This is a genomic window from Pseudomonas wadenswilerensis (assembly GCF_900497695.1).
In the GTDB taxonomy this organism is placed as follows: Bacteria; Pseudomonadota; Gammaproteobacteria; order Pseudomonadales; family Pseudomonadaceae; genus Aquipseudomonas; species Aquipseudomonas wadenswilerensis.
In genome coordinates this window covers 453,385-472,063 of record NZ_UIDD01000007.1, presented here as the reverse complement: position 1 = coordinate 472,063, position 18,679 = coordinate 453,385, and the positions used below count along the sequence as shown (strand labels likewise).

At 63.6% G+C, this 18,679-nt stretch carries 16 protein-coding genes; 3 read left to right on the top strand and 13 right to left on the bottom strand.

Annotation, left to right across the window (positions count from 1 at the left end; translation table 11 throughout):
• Positions 1 to 6: 6 nt before the first annotated feature.
• From hbdH to CCOS864_RS13180, 9 genes are all read right to left on the bottom strand, one after another.
• The gene (gene hbdH, locus CCOS864_RS13225; RefSeq protein ID WP_115086721.1) at positions 7 to 777 is read right to left on the bottom strand and encodes a 3-hydroxybutyrate dehydrogenase; all 771 of its coding nucleotides are present in this window, start codon (positions 775 to 777) and stop codon (positions 7 to 9) included.
• A 10-nt stretch (positions 778 to 787) separates the two neighbouring features.
• On the bottom strand, positions 788 to 2,179 hold the full coding sequence (locus CCOS864_RS13220) for a GntP family permease (protein ID WP_115086720.1): 1,392 nt from the start codon (positions 2,177 to 2,179) through the stop codon (positions 788 to 790).
• A gap of 254 nt (positions 2,180 to 2,433) precedes the next feature.
• On the bottom strand, positions 2,434 to 3,825 hold the full coding sequence (locus CCOS864_RS13215; protein ID WP_115086719.1) for a sigma-54 interaction domain-containing protein: 1,392 nt from the start codon (positions 3,823 to 3,825) through the stop codon (positions 2,434 to 2,436).
• 29 nt (positions 3,826 to 3,854) lie between these two features.
• Positions 3,855 to 4,877, bottom strand: coding sequence for an ABC transporter permease (locus CCOS864_RS13210; protein WP_115086718.1), 1,023 nt, complete (start codon positions 4,875 to 4,877; stop codon positions 3,855 to 3,857).
• A complete protein-coding gene (locus CCOS864_RS13205) occupies positions 4,877 to 5,935 on the bottom strand; it encodes a microcin C ABC transporter permease YejB (RefSeq protein ID WP_115086717.1) in 1,059 nt (352 codons plus the stop codon). Before CCOS864_RS13205 ends, CCOS864_RS13210 begins: the two co-directional genes overlap by 1 nt.
• A complete protein-coding gene (locus CCOS864_RS13200; RefSeq protein ID WP_115086716.1) occupies positions 5,932 to 7,785 on the bottom strand; it encodes an extracellular solute-binding protein in 1,854 nt (617 codons plus the stop codon). The genes CCOS864_RS13205 and CCOS864_RS13200 overlap by 4 nt, the downstream gene beginning before the upstream one ends.
• A gap of 93 nt (positions 7,786 to 7,878) precedes the next feature.
• On the bottom strand, positions 7,879 to 8,160 hold the full coding sequence (locus CCOS864_RS13195) for a peptidylprolyl isomerase (protein ID WP_010226518.1): 282 nt from the start codon (positions 8,158 to 8,160) through the stop codon (positions 7,879 to 7,881).
• A 117-nt stretch (positions 8,161 to 8,277) separates the two neighbouring features.
• Positions 8,278 to 9,339: a 3-deoxy-7-phosphoheptulonate synthase gene (locus CCOS864_RS13190; protein WP_115086715.1), complete on the bottom strand. Its 1,062-nt coding sequence runs from the start codon at positions 9,337 to 9,339 to the stop codon at positions 8,278 to 8,280.
• Between the two features lie 548 nt (positions 9,340 to 9,887).
• Positions 9,888 to 10,553 (bottom strand): response regulator transcription factor, encoded by a 666-nt coding sequence (locus CCOS864_RS13180; RefSeq protein WP_115086714.1) that lies wholly within the window; start codon positions 10,551 to 10,553, stop codon positions 9,888 to 9,890.
• 162 nt (positions 10,554 to 10,715) lie between these two features.
• Between CCOS864_RS13180 and CCOS864_RS13175 the strand changes: the two genes are divergently transcribed.
• Positions 10,716 to 11,342: a response regulator transcription factor gene (locus CCOS864_RS13175; RefSeq protein ID WP_115086713.1), complete on the top strand. Its 627-nt coding sequence runs from the start codon at positions 10,716 to 10,718 to the stop codon at positions 11,340 to 11,342.
• Here CCOS864_RS13175 and CCOS864_RS13170 read toward each other — a convergent pair.
• Together CCOS864_RS13170 and exaA are read right to left on the bottom strand one after the other, a co-directional pair.
• A complete protein-coding gene (locus tag CCOS864_RS13170) occupies positions 11,339 to 11,977 on the bottom strand; it encodes a pentapeptide repeat-containing protein (RefSeq protein WP_115086712.1) in 639 nt (212 codons plus the stop codon). The genes CCOS864_RS13175 and CCOS864_RS13170 overlap by 4 nt on opposite strands.
• 111 nt (positions 11,978 to 12,088) lie before the next feature.
• The gene (gene exaA, locus CCOS864_RS13165; RefSeq protein WP_115086711.1) at positions 12,089 to 13,960 is read right to left on the bottom strand and encodes a quinoprotein ethanol dehydrogenase; all 1,872 of its coding nucleotides are present in this window, start codon (positions 13,958 to 13,960) and stop codon (positions 12,089 to 12,091) included.
• A gap of 260 nt (positions 13,961 to 14,220) precedes the next feature.
• On the opposite strand from exaA, the gene pedF reads away from it, so the two are divergent.
• Entirely contained in the window at positions 14,221 to 14,658 is a 438-nt protein-coding gene (pedF, locus tag CCOS864_RS13160) for a cytochrome c-550 PedF (RefSeq protein WP_010226528.1), read from the top strand.
• An 84-nt stretch (positions 14,659 to 14,742) separates the two neighbouring features.
• Here pedF and CCOS864_RS13155 read toward each other — a convergent pair whose 3' ends face one another.
• Together CCOS864_RS13155 and CCOS864_RS13150 are read right to left on the bottom strand one after the other, a co-directional pair.
• Complete coding sequence (locus CCOS864_RS13155) at positions 14,743 to 15,894, bottom strand: acyl-CoA dehydrogenase family protein (RefSeq protein ID WP_115086710.1); 1,152 nt, start codon at positions 15,892 to 15,894, stop codon at positions 14,743 to 14,745.
• Positions 15,895 to 15,910: 16 nt separating this feature from the next.
• Positions 15,911 to 16,981, bottom strand: a complete 1,071-nt coding sequence (locus tag CCOS864_RS13150) for an enoyl-CoA hydratase/isomerase family protein (protein ID WP_115086709.1) — start codon at positions 16,979 to 16,981, stop codon at positions 15,911 to 15,913.
• Between the two features lie 338 nt (positions 16,982 to 17,319).
• Between CCOS864_RS13150 and CCOS864_RS13145 the strand changes: the two genes are divergently transcribed.
• Entirely contained in the window at positions 17,320 to 18,501 is a 1,182-nt protein-coding gene (locus CCOS864_RS13145) for a porin (protein WP_115086708.1), read from the top strand.
• Positions 18,502 to 18,679: the final 178 nt, after the last annotated feature.

Below are 18,679 nucleotides of genomic sequence, written 5' to 3'. Positions count from 1 at the left end.
TGCCCGTCACTGGGCCAGCCAGCCGCCATCGATGTTCCAGGCAGCGCCACGAACCTGACTGCCAGCCTCGCTACAGAGGAACAATACCAGCTCACCCAGGTGTTCGGGAGTGACGAAGGCCAAAGACGGCTGCTTCTCGGCCAGCAGATCGTGCTGGGCCTGCTGCGGATCGACACCGTTGGCGGCACGGTCATCGATCTGTTTCTGCACCAGCGGCGTCAGCACCCAACCCGGGCAAATCGCGTTGCAGGTAATGTTGCTGGTGGCGGTTTCCAGCCCGACCACCTTGGTCAGGCCCACCACCCCGTGCTTGGCCGCCACATACGCAGCCTTGCCGGTGGAGCCGACCTGGCCATGCACCGACGCGATGTTGACGATCCGCCCCCAGTTGCGCGCGCGCATGCCCGGCAGCACCAGGCGGGTACCATGGAACACGGCCGACAGGTTGACGGCGATGATCGAATCCCAGCGCTCCACCGGGAAGTCTTCGACCGCCGCCACATGCTGGATGCCGGCATTGTTGACGAGAATGTCGACGCCGCCGAACTCGCGCATCGCGTAGGTGAACAGGTCCTGGATTTGCGCCACGTCGCTGAGGTCCGCCGGGTGATGGCCGACCCGGGTACCGTGGCGGGCGACTTCGGCAATCGCCGCGCTGGCATCGCCAAAGCCATTGAGGATCAGGTTGGCGCCGGCCTTGGCCAATACCTGGGCAATGCCCAGGCCGATGCCGCTGGTAGAGCCGGTGACGACTGCTGTCTTGCCGATGAGACTCATAGGGTGCTCCTTAAACGATACCGGTGGCATAGAACGTAGCAATCACCACGAACACCGCCAGGGTCTTGATCAGGGTAATGCCGAAAATATCCTTGTAGGCCTCGCGGTGGGTCAGGCCGGTGACCGCCAGCAGGGTGATCACCGCGCCGTTGTGCGGCAGGGTGTCCATGCCGCCGCTGGCCATGGCTGCGACCCGGTGCAGCACTTCAAGGGGAATGTTGGCGGCGTTGGCGGCGGCAATAAAACTGTCGGACATCGCCGCCAGGGCGATGCTCATGCCGCCAGAAGCGGAGCCGGTGATACCGGCCAGCAAGGTCACGGTAATCGCTTCGTTGACCAGCGGGTTAGGGATGGCCCGCAGTGCATCGGCCAGCACCAGAAACCCCGGCAGCGAGGCGATCACCGCGCCAAAGCCATATTCGGAGGCCGTGTTCATCGCTGCCAGCAAGGCGCCGCTCACCGCGCTTTTGCTGCCCTCGGCCAGGCGGTTCTTGATCGCGCCGAAACCTGCCACCAGCACCAGCAGGATGCCCAGCAGCAACGCCGCTTCCACCGCCCAGATCGCCGTGAGCTTGGCGATATCGGTCTGCACCGGCGTGCTCATGCCCGGCAGGCTGAGGCTATGGGTCTTGCCGTACCAGGCCGGAATCCAGTGGGTGAACAGCAGGTTCATCACCCCCACCAGCAGCAGCGGCGACAACGCCAGCAGCGGGTTGGGCAGGGTGAGGTCGGCGGCGGTTTCCGGCTCGTTGCGCAGCTCGCTGCCATAGCCTTCACCGGCGCGCTGGGCCTTGTTGCGCTGGCGCTGCAGGTAGAGCATGCCGGTGCAGAACACGAACAGGGTGCCGATCAGGCCCAGCCAGGGCGCGGCCCAGGCGGTGGTGTTGAAGAAGGTGCTGGGGATGATGTTCTGGATCTGCGGGGTGCCGGGCAGCGCATCCATGGTGAAGGAAAACGCCCCCAGGGCGATGGTGGCCGGGATCAGGCGCTTGGGGATATTGCTCTGGCAGAACATCTCGGCGGCAAACGGGTACACCGCAAACACCACCACGAACAGCGACACACCGCCGTAGGTGAGCAGGGCGCAGACCAGCACGATCACCAGCATCGCCTGACGGGTGCCGAGCAGGCGGATGGCGGCGGCGACGATCGAACGCGAGAAGCCCGACAGCTCGATCAGCTTGCCGAACACGGCGCCGAGCAGGAACACCGGAAAGTACAGTTTGATGAAACCGACCATCTTTTCCATGAACACCCCGGTAAAGGCCGGGGCGACTGCGGAAGGGTCAGTCAACAGCACCGCGCCAAGGGCGGCAATGGGGGCGAAGAGGATAACGCTATAACCACGGTAGGCAGCCAGCATCAGCAGCGCCAGGGCTGCCAGGGCGATGATCACACTCATCGAGTGTCTCCTTGGGTGCATCTTGTTTTTGTTGGTTAGGAGGAGATAGCGGGAATCGTGCCATGTTTATAAGCTATTGAATTTAAAGGTAAAAAGTGAATTCTTTAATGAATTTAATTGAATTTGTCTCTATGTTGAGACAAGCCCTGTGGGAGCCGGCCTTGCCGGCGATGGGCTGCAAAGCAGCCCCAAGCCTGGCAAGGCCGGCTCCCATAGGGATAGGCATAAGTCTCTAATAAGAGACTTGATTCCAGTTATTGGGACTTGATTCCCAGCGCCACCAGTTTCTTGTACAGCGTCGACCGCCCCAACCCCAGCTGCCGCGCCGCTTCCGGTACATTCCCGGCACAGCGCGCCAGGGTGTTTTCGAGTAACTGCCGCTCAAACTCGGCACAGGCCTGTTTATAGTTCACTTGCGGCGCCTGGACCTGCAGCGGCGCCAGGTTGCCCAGCGCCGCCTGCACATCCCGCACCCCCAAACGCAATTGATCCGTCAGCAAGGTCGTTCGTTCCAGCACATTGCGCAGCTCACGGATATTGCCCGGCCAGGCATGCCGGGCCAGCAGCGCCTGGGCTTCATCTTCCAGCTCGTGCTGGCTGCCCAGCTCTTCAAGAATGGCTTCGCTCAGTGCCGGCAAATCGTCCAGCCGCTCACGCAACGGCGGCACCTGGATCGGCAGCACATTGAGCCGGTAGTACAGGTCGGCACGGAACTCGCCACGGGCCATGGCCGCCTGCAGGTCGGTGGAGGTCGCGGCGATGATCCGCACATCGCTCTGGATCATCTGGTTGGAACCCACCGGCTCGTATTCCTTTTCCTGCAGCACCCGCAGCAACTTGCTTTGCAGGGGCAAGGGCATGTCGCCGATCTCATCGAGGAACAAGGTACCGCCCTCGGCAATCTGCAATTTGCCCGGGCGGCCCTTGCGCTCGGCACCGGTAAAGGCACCCGGGGCGGTACCGAAGAACTCGGCTTCGAGCAGGGTTTCGGGAATCGCCGCACTGTTGATGCTGACAAACGCCTTGTGCGCCCGCGGCGAGGCAGCATGGATGGCGTGGGCCAGCAGCTCCTTGCCGGTGCCGGTCTCGCCCAGCAGCAACACCGGGGAATCACTGCTGGCGCCACGCCGGGCGCGGCGCTTGACCTCAAGGCTGGCGGCGCTGGTGCCGATGAACTGGGCAAAGCTGTATTTGGCCTGGCGGGCGCGCAGCAACGAGCGGGTCGAGGCCAGTTCCTGCTGCATGCTGGCGTAGCGCTTGAGCAGCGGCGAGAGGCTGCGCAGCTCGTCGAACAGGGCAAAACCGATGGCGCCGATCAGCTTGCCGGCAGCGTCGTGCACCGGCAGGCGCATCACCACCAGCGGCTCCTTGGGGGTGTCGAGCATGTCCAACAGGATCGGTCGGCCGTTGTTCACCACGTCGCGCATCAGGCTGCCGGGGATGACACTTTCGCACGGTTGGCCGATGGCGCTGCTGGCGTCTTCAAGGCCAAAGCGCCGGGCATAGCGCTCGTTCATCCAGACGATGCGCGCATCACGGTCGACGATGATCGTGCCTTCGCTGGACTGCTCGATGATCTCGAACAGCGAACGAATCGCCAGCAGGCGCACCTGCTGATAGTCCTTGAGGCTGTCACTGTCCTGCATGGGCCGCTCCGCCGGGGTAAAGGCTGCGATTATGCCCGTGGATCGAAGGCTTCGCGCAAGGCATCGCCTATGAACACCAACAGCGACAATATCAATGCCAGGGCAAAGAACGCGGTAAAGCCCAGCCACGGAGCCTGCAAATGCTGCTTGCCCTGGGTCACCAGCTCACCCAGCGACGCGCTGCCGGCCGGCATGCCGAAGCCGAGAAAATCCAGGGCGGTGAGGGTGGTGATCGCGCCGGTAAGGATGAACGGCAGGTAGGTCAGGGTGGCGTTCATGGCGTTGGGCAGGATGTGCCGCAGGATCACCCAACGGTCCGGCAGGCCCAGGGCGCGGGCGGCCAGCACGTACTCGAGGTTGCGTCCACGGAGGAACTCGGCGCGCACCACATCCACCAGCGCCAGCCAGGAAAACAGCGCCATGATCCCCAGCAGCCACCAGAAATTCGGCTCGACAAAGCCGCTGAGGATGATCAGCAGATACAACACCGGCAGGCCCGACCAGACTTCCAGCAGACGCTGCCCGATCAGATCGACCCAACCACCGTGGTAGCCCTGCAAGGCGCCGGCGGCGATGCCGATCAGCGTGCTGATCGCCGTCAGCGCCAGGGCAAACAGTATCGATACCCGGGTGCCATACAGTACCCGCGCCAGCACATCCCGGGCCTGGTCGTCGGTGCCCAGCCAGTTGACCGCAGACGGCGGGCTGGGTGCGGGTACCAACAAATCGTAATTCGGCGTATCGGCGCTGAAGGGCACCGGTGCAAACAGCATCCAGCCGCCCTGACCCTCGATTAGCTGGCGTACGTACTGGCTGCGATAGTCCGGCTGAAACGGTAGCTGGCCGCCGAATTGCTGTTCGCTGTAGCGCTTGAATGCCGGGAGATACAGCTGGCCCTGATAGCCCAGCAGCAACGGCTTGTCGTTGGCCACCAGTTCCGCGCCCAGGCTCACCAGCAGCAACAAGGCAAACAGCCACAGCGAAACCCAGCCCCGGCGATTGCGCCGAAAGCGCTGCAGGCGCCTGCGCGAAACCGGCGACAGGCTGAACATCAGTGCGCCCTCGTGGCAAAGTCGATGCGCGGGTCGACCAGGGTGTAGCACAGGTCACCGATCAGCCTCACCAGCAGGCCGAACAGGGTGAAGATGAACAGCGAGCCGAACACCACTGGATAGTCCCGCGACACTGCCGCCTCGTAGCTCATGCGCCCCAGGCCGTCGAGGGAGAAAATCACCTCGATCAGCAGGGAGCCGGCGAAGAACACGCTGATCAGCGCCTGGGGAATGCCGGCCACCACCAGCAGGATGGCATTGCGAAACACATGCCCATACAGCACCCGCTGCTCGCTCAGCCCCTTGGCCCGGGCGGTGATCACGTACTGGCGGGTGATCTCGTTGAGAAAGGCGTTTTTGGTCAGTAGGGTCAGGGTGGCAAAACCGCCGATCACCAGCGCACCCACCGGTAGCACCAGGTGCCAGAAGTAGTCGGCGATCTTGCCCAGCAGGCTGAGCTGGCCGAAGTCTTCCGAAACCAGCCCGCGCACCGGAAACCAGTTCAGCGAGGTACCGCCAGCAAACAACACGATCAGCAGCAGGGCGAACAGGAACGAAGGCAGGGCATAGCCAATGACGATCAGGCTGCTGCTCCAGGCATCGAACGCCGTGCCGTGGCGCACCGCCTTGCGGATCCCCAAAGGAATCGACACCAGGTAGGTGATCAACGTGGCCCAGAAGCCGAGCGACAGGGTCACCGGCATCTTCTCCAGGATCAGGTCGGTAACCTTGGCGCCGCGAAAGAAGCTGGAACCGAAGTCCAGCCGGGCATATTGGCTGAGCATCAGCCACAGGCGTTCGGGCGCGGACTTGTCGAAGCCGTACTGGCGCTTGATGTCTTCCAGCAACTTGGGGTCCAGGCCGCGGCTGGCGCGCGAGCTGGCGTGCAGGGTTTCGGCGCTGGCCCCGGGCGCACCGCCGCCAATGCCCTGCAGGCGCGCAACCGCCTGCTCGACCGGGCCGCCCGGCGCGGCCTGGACGATGACGAAATTGACCAACAGGATGATCAACAAGGTCGGGATGATCAGCAGCAGACGGCGCAGGATGTAGCCGATCATGGCGGGCTCCCCAGGCGCTCGGCCATCTGCGCGTTGGTCAGCGGCGTCGGGCTGACTTCCCACCAGCTGTCCAGGCCTTCGTCGTAGCTCGGCTGCACCTTGGGCAGGCCGAAGCGGTTCCACCAGACGGTGGATGAGCCAGGCGGGTAATAGTTGGGGATCCAGTAGTAGTTCCAGCTCAGCACCCGGTCCAGGGCATGGGCATGGTGGAGCATGTCGGCCTTGCTCGCCGCCTTGACCAGGCCGTCGAGCAGGCGGTCCACCGCCGGGTCCTGCAGCACCATGTAGTTGTTCGAGCCGGGGTCGTTGGCTGCCGCCGAGCCAAAATAGTTGTACAGCTCAAGCCCCGGCGACGGCGACACCGGGTAGCCGGTGACGATCAGGTCATAGTCGCGGGCCATCAGCCGGTTGACGTACTGCGAGGCGTCGATGCGGCGGATCTCCAGGGTGATGCCGATCTGCGCCAGGTTGCGCTTCCACGGCAACAGCAGGCGTTCGAAACCGGCCTGGCCATTGAGGAAGGTGAAGGTCAGCGGTTCCCCCTGGGCGTTGACCAGCTGATCGCCCCGGGGTTTCCAGCCAGCCGCCTCGAGCAGTGCCAGCGCTTGCAGTTGCTTGTCGCGAATCAGCCCCGAACCGTCGGTGCGCGGCGCTTCGAACACCTGGTTGAAGACTTCGTCGGGCACCTGCCCGCGCAACGGTTCGAGCAACTTGAGCTCCTGCACATCGGGCACGCTGCGCGCCGCCAGGTCACTGTTGGCGAAAAAGCTCTGCTGGCGAATGTACAGGTTGCGCATCATCTGCCGGTTGCTCCACTCGAAGTCCCACAGCAGCGCCAGCGCCTGGCGTACCCGGCGGTCCTTGAACACCGGGCGCTGCAGGTTGAAGACAAAACCCTGGGCGGTCTGCGGCGCATCCTTGGCCAGGTGCGCGCGTTGCAGGCGGCCATCGTCCAGGGCCGGGCTGGCATAGCCGAGGGTATAGGCGGTGGCGGAGAACTCGCGGTTGTAGTCGAAGCCGCCGCCGCGCAGCACCTGGCGCGCCACCTCGGTGTCGCCGAAGTATTCGATGCGCAATTGGTCGAAGTTGTAGCGGCCACGGTTGACCGGCAGGTCGCGGCCCCACCAGCTTTTGTCGCGCTCGAAAGTGATGCTGCGGCCGTTGTCGACCCGGCCGACCTTGTACGGGCCGCTGCCCAGCGGTGCTTCGAAGCCGGCACCATTGGCAAAGTCGCGGTCCTTCCACCAGTGCTCGGGCAGTACCGGCAAGGTCGCCAGGTCCAGGGGCAGCGTGCGGTTCTGGTTGCTTTTGAAGTGGAAGATGATCTGCCGCGGGTTCTCTACCGTGACCTCATCAACATCGGCGAATTGAGTGCGGTACCTGAGATTGCCCGCACGCATGAACAGCTCGAAGGTGTAGCGCACATCCTCGGCGCGGATCGGCTGGCCATCGGCAAAGCGTGCTCGAGGGTCAAGATAGAAGCGCAGCCAGTGCCCGTCGGGATCGCGTTCAAGCTTTTGCGCCACCAGCCCATACACCGTGTAGGGCTCGTCCTGCGAGCGCACGGCCAGCGGCGAGTACAGCCAGCCATCGACCTCGGCAACGCCGATGCCCTTGTCGATATAGGGAATGAGGTGGTCGAACTGGCCGATCTCGATGGCCGAGCGGCGCAACGTTCCGCCTTTCGACGCGTTGGGATTGGCGTAAGTGAAGTGCTGGAAGCCGGCCGGGTAGCGCGGCGCTTCACCGTAGACGGTCAGGGCGTGAACGGGTGCTGACGTGGCGGCGCATGACCAGGCAAGTGCCAGGCCGAAGACGAACAACAGGAAGGGGAAGGGAGCAATTCGCAAGCGCCTGACCACCTGAACCACGACTGTGGCTGAAGCTTAGCAGGTCACTCGGGTGAACAAACCGGCCCTGAGGGCCGGCTTGTCAGCCAGCGATCAATCCTGACGGCTGGTCACTTCCAGCAGGTGATAACCGAACTGGGTTTTCACCGGGCCTTGCACGGTGTTGACCGGTGCGCTGAACACCACGGTATCGAACTCTTTGACCATCTGGCCCGGGCCGAACGAGCCCAGGTCGCCGCCCTGGCGGCTCGATGGGCAGGTGGAGTTGGCCTTGGCGATTTCGGCGAAATCGGCGCCAGCTTCGATCTGGGCTTTCAGTTCGTTGCACTTGTCTTCAGTGGCAACCAGGATGTGACGGGCAGTGGCTTTGGCCATGGGAGTGGCTCCTTGGGGTAAAACCCCAAGCCTAACGCAAATGAGGGTTGGCTGATAGTAATCGCGGGGCAAGTGGGAGGGGCGGTGCGGCGACCCGACTTGCCCCCGCGATAAGGCTCACAACCGCTCAGCCGCCTCACGCAGCAAACGTTCGGTCGAATCCCAGCCCAGGCAACCATCGGTAATCGACACACCGTATTTCAGCGGCTGCGCGCCCAGCGCCTGGCAGCCGTCGAACAGGTGGCTCTCAAGCATCATGCCGACCAGCGAGGTGTCGCCCTGCAGGCGCTGCTCGAGCACGTCGTTGAACACCGCCGGTTGGCGCAATGGGTCCTTGCCGCTGTTGGCGTGGCTGCAATCGACCATGATGCGCGCCGCGACCCCGGCCTTGGCCAGGCCCTGGCGAGCCAGGGCGATACTTTGCGGGTCGTAGTTCGGCCCCTTGTTGCCGCCGCGCAGCACCAGGTGGGTGTCGGCGTTGCCCAGGGTTTCGACAATCGCCGGGTAGCCTTGCACGTCCATGCCGAAATGCCGATGACTGTGGGCGGCGCTGCGGATCGCGTCGCAGGCGATGCCAACGCCGCCGTCGGTGCCGTTCTTGAAACCGACCGGCAGGCCCAGGCCGCTGACCATCTCGCGGTGAATCTGCGATTCGGTGGTGCGCGCACCAATCGCCGCCCAGCTCAGCAGGTCATCGAAGTAGCCGGCCGCCATCGGCTGCAGCAGCTCGGTGGCTACCGGCAGGCCGCATTCGAGCATGGCCAGCATCAGCCCGCGGGACAGCGCGATGCCGCCGTGCATGTCGTCGCTGCCATCCAGGTGCGGATCGTAGGCCAGGCCTTTCCAGCCGACGGTGGTGCGCGGTTTTTCCACGTAGGCGCGCATCACCAGGAGCATCTTGTCACTGACCTCAGCGGCCAGGCGCGCCAGACGCTGGGCGTACTCGCGGGCCGAGCGGGGGTCGTGCAGCGAGCAAGGGCCGACGATCAGCAGCAGGCGCTTATCTTTGCCGTCGAGAATGGCGCGTACGGCCTGGCGATGGGCTTCGACCTGGGCGGCGAGGGCGGGGGACAGCGGCATTTGCTGCTTGAGCAGCAACGGGCTCGGCAGACGTTGGCTGACAGCGCTGTTGGCAGCGCAAGGTTCGGACAGTGGCAGAGCGAGGGTGGACGATTGCATGTTCTGGATTCCTGGGCGGCTGGCGGGGTCTGGCCCGCGCTGTCGGCCCTATCGAGGTGTTCGACAGTTGGCCGGATTGACGTCATGTGTGTGCGTGCCACCAACAAGTGACCGATCGGAGGCGGCAGGCTGGCCCGAACGGGATTGGCTAAATCGCCAGAAGCTGAAGCGTTGGTAACGGTGGTAGGTGGCGTAGTTCATGTTCTGTTCCTCAATGTAATTCGGTAATTGCCGGGGCCTTGAAACGCAAAACCCCCGGTCGGGGGGCCGACCGGGGGTTGAGTATTCTCGTGTTCGGCGGCCCCTTGAAAGTGGGCGCCGGTGTGGGTATCAGCGGCGCCTGTGGCTAAACCAATACCCAAAATAAAACGCTGCCGGGGAGGCGGTCGCGCACTCGACAGCCGCCACAGGGCGCGACAGGCGACCGGTGCTGCATGCGTGAGTGAGGGGTGTGTGCGACATGTGACTCTCCAGTTGATGTTCCCGAGCTTACTTCAGGCGTTACCGTGGTTTCAATGGCTAATTTGCATGAATGCGATATGCCAGGGCTATCGCCGCAGGTAGGCGGTGAAGTCGATGTCGCCGGCACTGAGGATCGCCTGCACGCGGTTGTGCACATTGAGCTTGCGCAGAATCGCCGACACGTGAGCCTTGACCGTGGTTTCGGCGATGTCGAGGTTGTAGGCGATCTGCTTGTTCGATTCACCCTTGGTCATGCGTTCGAGCACCAGCAATTGCTTGCGGGTCAGGGCTTGCAGCAGTTCCGGGGCAAAGCCCTGGTGTTCGCCATGGCTGCGCCGGCTGCTACTTTTCTGGGTACGGATGATGTCCGGTGGCAGGTAGACGTTGCCGTTGAGGATCTGCTCGATGGCCTCGGTCATCTGCGAGCGCGGCGAGGACTTGGTGATAAAGCCGACGGCGCCGTAAGTGATGGCCTGCAGTACCACCTGCTTGTCCTGTTCGGCCGAAACGATCACCACCGGGATGGTCGGCGCCTCGTTGCGCAGGTTGATCAGCCCGCCCAGGCCGTGCATGCCGGGCATGTTCAGGTCGAGCAGGATCAGGTCGAGGTCATCGTGATCGCCGGTGATCGCCAGGGCGCTGTCGAGGTCGGCGGTTTCCATCACCTCGCTGCCGGGAAAGCCGTCGCTGATGACATTGTGGATGGCCTCGCGAAACAACGGGTGGTCGTCGGCGATCAGGATCTTGTACATGGCTTTGCACCTTATTGTTGTGGTTGTGCTGCACCCCTGTATTACAGGCCAGGTGCAACGCTTTGGGAATGCGACCATCGACAAGCAAAACAGTACCAAAGTAGTAGTCGGGCGCCCAGATGGGCGATCTAGCATGGGAAAAACCCGCAGGAGCACGTTGAGATGGCCATTTTACTGGTCGATGATCACCCCATGCTGCGTCTGGGCCTGGCCGCTGCGCTGCAACAGGGCCTGGAGGGCATGGCGATCATTGAGGCGGCCAGCGGCGAAGAGGCCCTGCACAAGGTCGGCGAGCAGTTGCCGGGGCTGGTGATCATGGACTTCGACCTGCCCGGGATCAGCGGCCTGGAAACCACCCGGCGCCTGCGCCAGCGCCTGCCGCAACTGCGTGTGCTGTTTTTCAGCGAGCACACTGACCTGGGCCTGGTGCGCCAGGCCATGGAGGCGGGCGCCTGTGGCTTTCTGTCCAAGGCCGCGGGGCCTGCGGTGTTGCTGGAAGCCGTGCGCCGGGTGCTGTCCGGGCATGCCTACATCGAACAGGCATTGGCCACCGACCTGGCCTGCCAAGGGCGTCATACCCGTGTGCAAGGCCTGACCCCGCGCGAAACCGAAATCTTCCTGATGCTGGCCAAGGGTACGCCGACCCGGCTGATCGCCGAGCAGTTGTGCATCAGCGCCAAGACTGTGTCCAACTGCCTGACCCTGCTCAAGAGCAAACTGCAGGTCGCCTCCCAGGCCGAGATGGTGCACCTGGCGATCGAGGCGGGCCTGTTGCGCATTGCCGCTTAATCCCAGGTTTTCGGGCAACCCTGGCAGCCTTCCATGTTGCTGTCCTGAAAGTTGGCGTAGTGCTGACGGCTGCCGCGCAGGTCGGCCTGTTCCAGGTTGCTTTCGCCGAACTTGGCTTCCTGCAGGTTGGCGTCGGCAAGGTTGGCGCCCTTGAGGTCGGCCTTGCTCAACCAGGTCATTTCCAGGTCGGCGGCCTGCAATTTGCTGTTGTGCAGTTTGGCCCCGGAGAGGCGGGCGAACTCCAGGTAGGCGGCGCTCAAGTCGGCGTTCTCGAAGTTGGCGCCCTGGGCGAACATGCCCCAGGCTTGTACGGCAACCAGCTTGGCGTCACGCAGGTCGGCCAGGCGCAGGTTGCTTTGCTGCAGGCTGGCACGGGTGAGGTTGGCGCCTTGCAGCTGGGCCTTTTCCAGGTTGGCCAGGTCCAGGCGTGCATGACGCAAATTCGCCCCGCGCAGGTCGGCACCGGCCAGGTTCATCTTGCGCAGGTCCTGGTTGCTCAGGTCGGCGTTGCGCAGGTTGGCGTTGGGGCACTGACTCTCTTGGGCGATGGTGCAGCCGTTGATGGTCAATGAGGCGTCGTCATCGGCGAGGGCGGGGGTGCAGGCCAGGGTGAGCAGTAGCGGGAGGTATTTCATGGGGATCTCCTGGGGCTGGGCGATAGCAATCGCTGGCAAGCCAGCTCCCACAGGGTTTGGTATGCACCGATCCACTGTGGGAGCCGGCCTTGCCGGCGAGAGGGCGTCAAATCAGCGCTGGGCTGTCTTGGTGTCCCAGGCCGGGATCTTGAACACCCAGAACGAGCCACCCTGAGCCACCGGCTTGGTCAGCTCGGCCATGTCGCCACCCCACAGCGGTACCGCGCCGCCATAGCCGACCGTCACGCCGATGTACTGCTCACCGTCCTGTTCCCAGGTGATCGGCGGCGAGACGATGCCGCTGCCGGTCTGGAATTTCCACAGCTCTTCGCCCGTCTTGGCGTTGAAGGCCTTGAAGTAGCCGTCACCGGTGCCGGTGAACACCAGGTTGCCCTTGGTCGCCAGCACCCCGGCCCACAGTGGCAGGCGCTCCTTGTGCTCCCAGACCATCTTGCCGGTGGTCGGGTCCATGGCCCGCAGCGAGCCGACGTGATCCTCGTACATGCGCTTGATGCGAAAACCCATGCCCAGGTAGGCCGAACCTTTCTTGTAGTTGACCTCTTCGGTCCAGTATTCCTCTTTCCACTGGTTCGACGGCACATAGAACAGGCCAGTGTCCTGGCTGTAGGCCATGGGGTTCCAGTTCTTGCCACCGAGGAACGGCGGCGACACTTCCACTGGCTTGCCCTTGGTCTGCCCTGGCTCGGGCTTGGCCGGGCGCTGGCCGGGGTTTTCTACCGGGCGGCCGGTCTTGAGGTCGATATGGCTGGCCCAGGTGATGTTGTCGGCGAACGGGAAGGCGTTCTTCAGCTTGCCGTCGGTGCGGTCGACGACGTAGAAGAAGCCGTTGCGGTCGGCATGGGCGGTGGCCTTGTACTGCTTGCCGTCCTTGTCCTTGTAGTCGAACAGCACCAACTCGTTGTTGCCGGAGAAGTCCCAGGCGTCATTGGGGGTGTGCTGGTAGAACCACTTGACCTCGCCGGTGCTCGGGTCGACACCGACCTGGCCGGAGGTGTAAAGGCTGTCGTAGTCGTGCGGGTTGCCGTCTTTGGATGTGCGCGCCCAGGTGTTCCAGGGGCCGGGGTTGCCGGCGCCGACGATGATGGTGTTGGTCTCGGCATCGAAACTTGCGCTTTGCCACGGGGCACCGCCGCCATGGCTCCAGGCCTCGACCTTGCCGGTCTCGGTGGTCGGGTCGTTGGGCCAGGATGGCGCCTTGACGTCGCCGGTGGGGGTACTGTCCTTGCCGTTCAGGCGGCCCATATGGCCTTCGACGAAGGGCCGCATCCATACCTCGTCACCGGTCTCCGGGTCGCGGGCATACAACTGGCCGACCACGCCGAACTCATCGCCGGAGCTGCCGTGAATCAGCAGCACCTTGCCACTCTTCTGGTCCTTGATCAGGGTCGGGGCGCCGGTCATGGTGTAGCCGGCGCTGTGGTCGCCGAACTTCTTCTTCCACACCACCTTGCCGGTGTCCTTGTTCAGGGCAATGACCTGGGCATCGAGGGTGCCGAAGTAGATCTTGTCGTCATAGATGGCGGCGCCGCGGTTGACCACGTCGCAGCACGGGCGAATGTTGTCCGGCAGGCGATGGTTGTAGGTCCACAGGCGCTTGCCGGTCTTGGCGTCGAGGGCAAATACCCGCGAGTAGGAGCCGGTGACGTAGATCACCCCGTCATTGACGATGGCCTGGGACTCCTGGCCGCGCTGCTTCTCATCACCAAAGGAGTACGACCAGGCCGGGGTCAGCTTGAACACGTTCTGGTCGTTGACCTGGGCCAGCGGGCTCCAGCGCTGGGCATTGGTGCCCATGCCGTACTGCAGCACGTTGCCGGTGCTCTTGTGGTCGTCGGCGATGTCTTCCCAGCTCACCGGTTTTGCCAGGGCATGCGGGGCCAGGGCCAGGCTGCCGAGCAGGAGGACGGTGTGCACGGCGGCAGACAGCGGAGAAAGGGCGGCGGGTAACGATCTTATTGTCATGGTTGGAGTTCCCAATGAAGGTTTTGGCCTGTATAGCCTGGAACGCCAAGGGTGGGATCGATACGGAAAATCTCCCGGCTTTCACGGGAGAATTTCCCAAGTCGGACATGATTTGGCACTGCCCCACAAGCGCTACTACCAAGGGAGGAGGCTGCGACCACCAAAGCAGCATGGGGCCCTTGCCAGGGCCTTCCTAAGATGCCGGCACAACCTTTCAGCCGAGAGGTTCTTGCGTGCAAACAGCAGTCGAGGGCAGAACAATGAAAACAGCAAAACACGCCTGGTTGAGCCTGATCGTCGGTGTCGGCCTGATGAGCAGCGCCGGGGCTTTCGCCCATGGCAACGTCACGCCGACCGCGGTCAATACCGGCAACCTGGAAAAGCTCGGTGATCAGTGGCGCGCAGAAAACCCTTACCGCAACAGCAAGGACCACGACGAGGCGGTGTCGATCGGCGCTTCGGCCTACAACCAGAACTGCGCCGCCTGCCACGGCCTGGAGGCCAAGTCCGGTGGCATCGCGCCGGACCTGCGCCTGCTCGATGAAGGCGCCGCCGGTGATGAGTGGTTCGTTGAGCGGGTGCGCAATGGCGCGGTACGCGATGGCCGGGTGTACATGCCGAAGATGGCCGACTACCTCAGCCAGGAGGCGTTATGGGCGGTGCGCAGCTACCTCGACAGTGTGCACGTCGAGGAGTGACTGCAGGAGCGGGCTTGTCCCGCGATGCGATATCACGGTTGAATCGCTATCGCGGGGCAAGCCCGCTCCTACAGTAGGCCGTGTTTACAAGGTGTAGTGCTTCAACTCCCGCGCAATCAGCATGCGCTGGATCTCGCTGGAGCCTTCGTAGATCTGGGTAATGCGCGCATCCCGGTAGTAGCGCTCGACCGGGTAGTCCTCCAGATACCCATAACCGCCATGTACCTGAATCGCCTTGGAGCACACCCGCTCGGCCATTTCCGAGGCGAACAGCTTGGCCTGTGAGGCTTCGCTCAGGCATGGCTTGCCGGCGCTGCGCAGGCGCGCGGCGTGGAGGATCAACAGCCGTGCGGCGTTGATCTGCACCTGCATGTCGGCCAGCAGGTTGGCGATGCTCTGGTGCTCGTTGATCGGCTTGCCGAACTGGATGCGGTCACGCGAATACACCAGCGCCGCCTCGAACGCCGCGCGGGCAATGCCCAGGGCCTGGGCGGCGATGCCGATACGCCCGCCTTCGAGGTTGGACAGGGCAATGGCCAGGCCCTTGCCGCGTTCGCCGAGCATGTTGGCGGCGGGGATGCGGCAATTGTTCAGGGTCACCGCGCAGGTGTCGGAGGCGCGGATGCCCATCTTGTGTTCGCTGCGATCGACCACGAAGCCTTCGTTATCGGTGGGTACCAGAAAGGCCGAGATGCCTTTTTTGCCCAGCTCCGGGTCGGTGACGGCGAAGACGATGGCCAGCCCGGCACGCCGGGCATTGCTGACGAACTGCTTGGCGCCGTTGATCACCCAGTGCTCGCCCTGCAGCTCGGCGCGGGTGCGCAGGTTGTGGGCTTCGGAGCCGGCCTGCGGCTCGGTCAGGCAGAAGCAGCCAATCACTTGCCCGCTGGCCAGGCGTTCGAGCCAGGTCTGTTGCTGCTCGGCGTTGCCATAGGCGAGCAGGGGGCCGCAGCCCACCGAATTGTGGATGCTCATCAGTGCGCCGGTGGCGCCATCGCCGGCGGCGATCTCCTCGACCGCCAGGGCATAGGCGACATAGTCGGTGTAGCTGCCGCCCCATTGCTCGGGCACGACCATGCCGAGCAGGCCCAGCTCGCCCATCTTCTGCACCACGCCGTCATCGATCCAGCCGGCCTTTTCCCAGGCCTGGGCATGGGGGGCGATTTCGCCGCGGGCGAAATCCCGGGCCATGTCGCGGATCATGATCTGTTCTTCAGTCAGTTCCAGGTCTTGCATCTGCGTACTCCAGGCCTCAGAGGCCTTCGAAGAATTGTTCCACGCGCTGGCGGCTGAGGCCGGCGAGGGTGGCGGGGTTCCAGCGTGGCTGCTTGTCCTTGTCGATGATCAGCGCACGCACGCCTTCGATCAGGTCGCCATGCTCGAACCACTGGCGGTCCAGATGCAGCTCCATGGCAAAGCAGTCTTCCAGGCTCAGGTGGCGGCCACGGCGGAGCATCTCCAGGGTCACGGCCACAGCCAGCGGCGAGCGGCTGTCCAGCAGGTCGGCGGTTTTCACCGCCCAGTCGTGGCTGTCGGCCACGGTGACTGCCCGCAACTGCTCCACGATACTGCCAACATCGGGCAGGGCGAAGAAGTGATCGATGGCCGGACGCAGCTTGGCCAGCGGCGCGTCTTCGAGCACCTGGGTGCCGAGTTTGGCCAGCGCCCCTTGCAGGTCCTTGAGCGGGTGTTCACCAAAGCTCAGGGTGTTCAGGCGTTCATCGAGGCTGGCGAGCTTGCTGCTGTCCAGGTACCAGTCGGCCAGGCCGCAGTACAGCGCATCGGCCGCCTGCACCTGCACGCCGCTGACCCCCAGGTAGGTGCCCAGCTCGCCGGGAATGCGCGAGAGAAAATAGCTGCCGCCCACATCAGGGAAGTAGCCGATGGCGGTTTCCGGCATGGCCAGGCGGCTGCGCTCGGTGACCACCCGCAGGTCGGCGCCCTGGGCCAGGCCCATGCCGCCGCCGAGGGTGAAGCCGTCCATCAGGGCGAGGATCGGCTTGGGGTAATGGTGGATGCACAGGTCGAGGGCGTATTCCTCGACGAAGAAATCCCGGTGCAGGCTGTCGCCGGCCTTGTAGCTGTCGTACAGCGAACGGATGTCGCCACCGGCGCAGAAGCCTTTCGGGCCTTCGCCACGCAGCACCACGGCGTGCACCTGGGTATCGGCGGCCCAGGCGTCCAGTTGGCGCTGCAGGCTGCGGACCATGTCCAGGGTCAGGGCGTTGAGGCCGGCGGGGCGGTTGAGGGTCAAGTGACCGATATGATTGCGAACCTCGGCCAGTACATGGGCTTCGGTTGGCGCTTGAGCGTGCGCGGTCATCGCTGTCTCCCTGCTTTGTTATTGATTTTCCACGTGTTTTAACACGGTCTGGATAGGCGCTAGAGGATCGAAGGATCGTATCAGTGCAAATTTGCCCAATACAATCCGTAAATCTGCAGGCTGAGTCTGCATTTTTGCATGGGTAGGCGCGCCTAACGCACCGGGTCTTGCCACTTTAGCCTTGTGACACCGGCGAACAAGGTATTAGTTCCGCCTGCGGGGAGCCAGGCCCGCGGCGCCAAAGCAGCACTCTGTACGTTCCAAGGCAGCGTATGGCTGCCTGGCGCGCATTTCGATAATCCCCTCCGACATTCGTCCCCCCGTTTGCGGAGAGCGCCATGCACAACAATAAAAACGCCAATCGCCGTTTCCTGCCTTTGCTGACCAGCCTCGTGGCCCTGGGCCTGAGCCCCTTGGCCGATGCCGAAATCATGCTCTACGACAAGGAGCAGACGACCTTTTCCACCGACGGCTACATCAACGCCTTCTACGTCAACAGCGACGTCGATCGGGCAGGGGAGCAGTATGATCGTCGCCAGTCGCGGGTGAAGATGGGCTTTCTGCCCAACTACCTGGGCTTCAACATGACCCGCCAGGTGGATGACCTCAAGCTCGGTGGCCGCGCCTCGTTCTGGGTGACCATCAACGACAGCGAAACCAACGGCACCGACACCGCCATCGACGTGCGGCAGTTCTACGGCACCGTCGCCAACCCGGAGTGGGGCGAGGTGCTGATCGGCAAGGACTTCGGCCTGTTCGCCCGCTCCAACATCCTCCTCGACGAGCTGCTGGCAGGCTATGGCCAGGTCAGTGACACCCTGGGCCTGGTGGATGGCGGCGGCGTGTCGTTCGGCAATATCGGCAGTGGCTACCCGTACCCGTTCCCGACCTCGCAGATCACCTACCGCACACCGCTAATGGAAGGCCTGCGCATCGCCGTGGGGATCATGGACCCGGTCGACACCAACGACGACAGCGCGGTGGGCAAGGCCTATCAGGAAAACCCGCGCACCGAGAGCGAGATCACCTACCAGTTCGACCTGGGCGGGGCGCAGGTCTACAGCTGGCTCAACGGCACCTACCAGACTTCGGACAATACCGACAGCAGTGTCGACTCGGTCACCTCCAAAGGTCTCGGCTATGGCGTGCAGGCAAAGATGGGCGGGTTCTCGCTGACCGGTTCGGGTTTTACCGCCAAGGGCATCAACCCGTTCTTCACCAACAATGCCGGCGAGGCGACCTTGCGCGAAGTGGACAGCAAGGGTTACCTGCTGCAGGGCTCGTACAAGGTCGGCAAGAACCGCCTGGCGCTGTCGTATGGCAAGACCAAGGATGACGGCAATGGCGCGGTGAACACCGGCGCCGACTACGAAACCCGTGGTATTGCGTTGTTTCATGACATCAACGACAACCTCAAGCTGGTGGCCGAGTACAACCAGTTCGAGATCGACGGGCATGAGGGCGATGCGCAGAATGAAGACACCGATACCTTTGCCGTGGGGGCAGTGCTGACCTGGTAAACACCAGACCTGAGCGCACAGCCAATCCTGTGGGAGCCATCGAGCGCGCAGCGGTCGTAATCCAGGCGCCGCATGATGTGCTGGCTGTACTGGCCTCATCGCTGGCAAGCCAGCTCCCACAGGTCTTGCACCGCCCCTGGGAGCACTGCCAATCCTGTGGGAGCCGGACTTGCCGGCG

Coding starts and splice junctions, on each gene's coding strand:
- hbdH (WP_115086721.1), bottom strand. CDS start 777: ATGAGTCTCATCGGCAAGACAGCAGTCGTCACCGGCTCTACCAGCGGC.
- CCOS864_RS13220 (WP_115086720.1), bottom strand. CDS start 2,179: ATGAGTGTGATCATCGCCCTGGCAGCCCTGGCGCTGCTGATGCTGGCT.
- CCOS864_RS13215 (WP_115086719.1), bottom strand. CDS start 3,825: ATGCAGGACAGTGACAGCCTCAAGGACTATCAGCAGGTGCGCCTGCTG.
- CCOS864_RS13210 (WP_115086718.1), bottom strand. CDS start 4,877: ATGTTCAGCCTGTCGCCGGTTTCGCGCAGGCGCCTGCAGCGCTTTCGG.
- CCOS864_RS13205 (WP_115086717.1), bottom strand. CDS start 5,935: ATGATCGGCTACATCCTGCGCCGTCTGCTGCTGATCATCCCGACCTTG.
- CCOS864_RS13195 (WP_010226518.1), bottom strand. CDS start 8,160: ATGGCCAAAGCCACTGCCCGTCACATCCTGGTTGCCACTGAAGACAAG.
- CCOS864_RS13190 (WP_115086715.1), bottom strand. CDS start 9,339: ATGCAATCGTCCACCCTCGCTCTGCCACTGTCCGAACCTTGCGCTGCC.
- CCOS864_RS13180 (WP_115086714.1), bottom strand. CDS start 10,553: ATGTACAAGATCCTGATCGCCGACGACCACCCGTTGTTTCGCGAGGCC.
- CCOS864_RS13175 (WP_115086713.1), top strand. CDS start 10,716: ATGGCCATTTTACTGGTCGATGATCACCCCATGCTGCGTCTGGGCCTG.
- CCOS864_RS13170 (WP_115086712.1), bottom strand. CDS start 11,977: ATGAAATACCTCCCGCTACTGCTCACCCTGGCCTGCACCCCCGCCCTC.
- exaA (WP_115086711.1), bottom strand. CDS start 13,960: ATGACAATAAGATCGTTACCCGCCGCCCTTTCTCCGCTGTCTGCCGCC.
- pedF (WP_010226528.1), top strand. CDS start 14,221: ATGAAAACAGCAAAACACGCCTGGTTGAGCCTGATCGTCGGTGTCGGC.
- CCOS864_RS13155 (WP_115086710.1), bottom strand. CDS start 15,894: ATGCAAGACCTGGAACTGACTGAAGAACAGATCATGATCCGCGACATG.
- CCOS864_RS13150 (WP_115086709.1), bottom strand. CDS start 16,981: ATGACCGCGCACGCTCAAGCGCCAACCGAAGCCCATGTACTGGCCGAG.
- CCOS864_RS13145 (WP_115086708.1), top strand. CDS start 17,320: ATGCACAACAATAAAAACGCCAATCGCCGTTTCCTGCCTTTGCTGACC.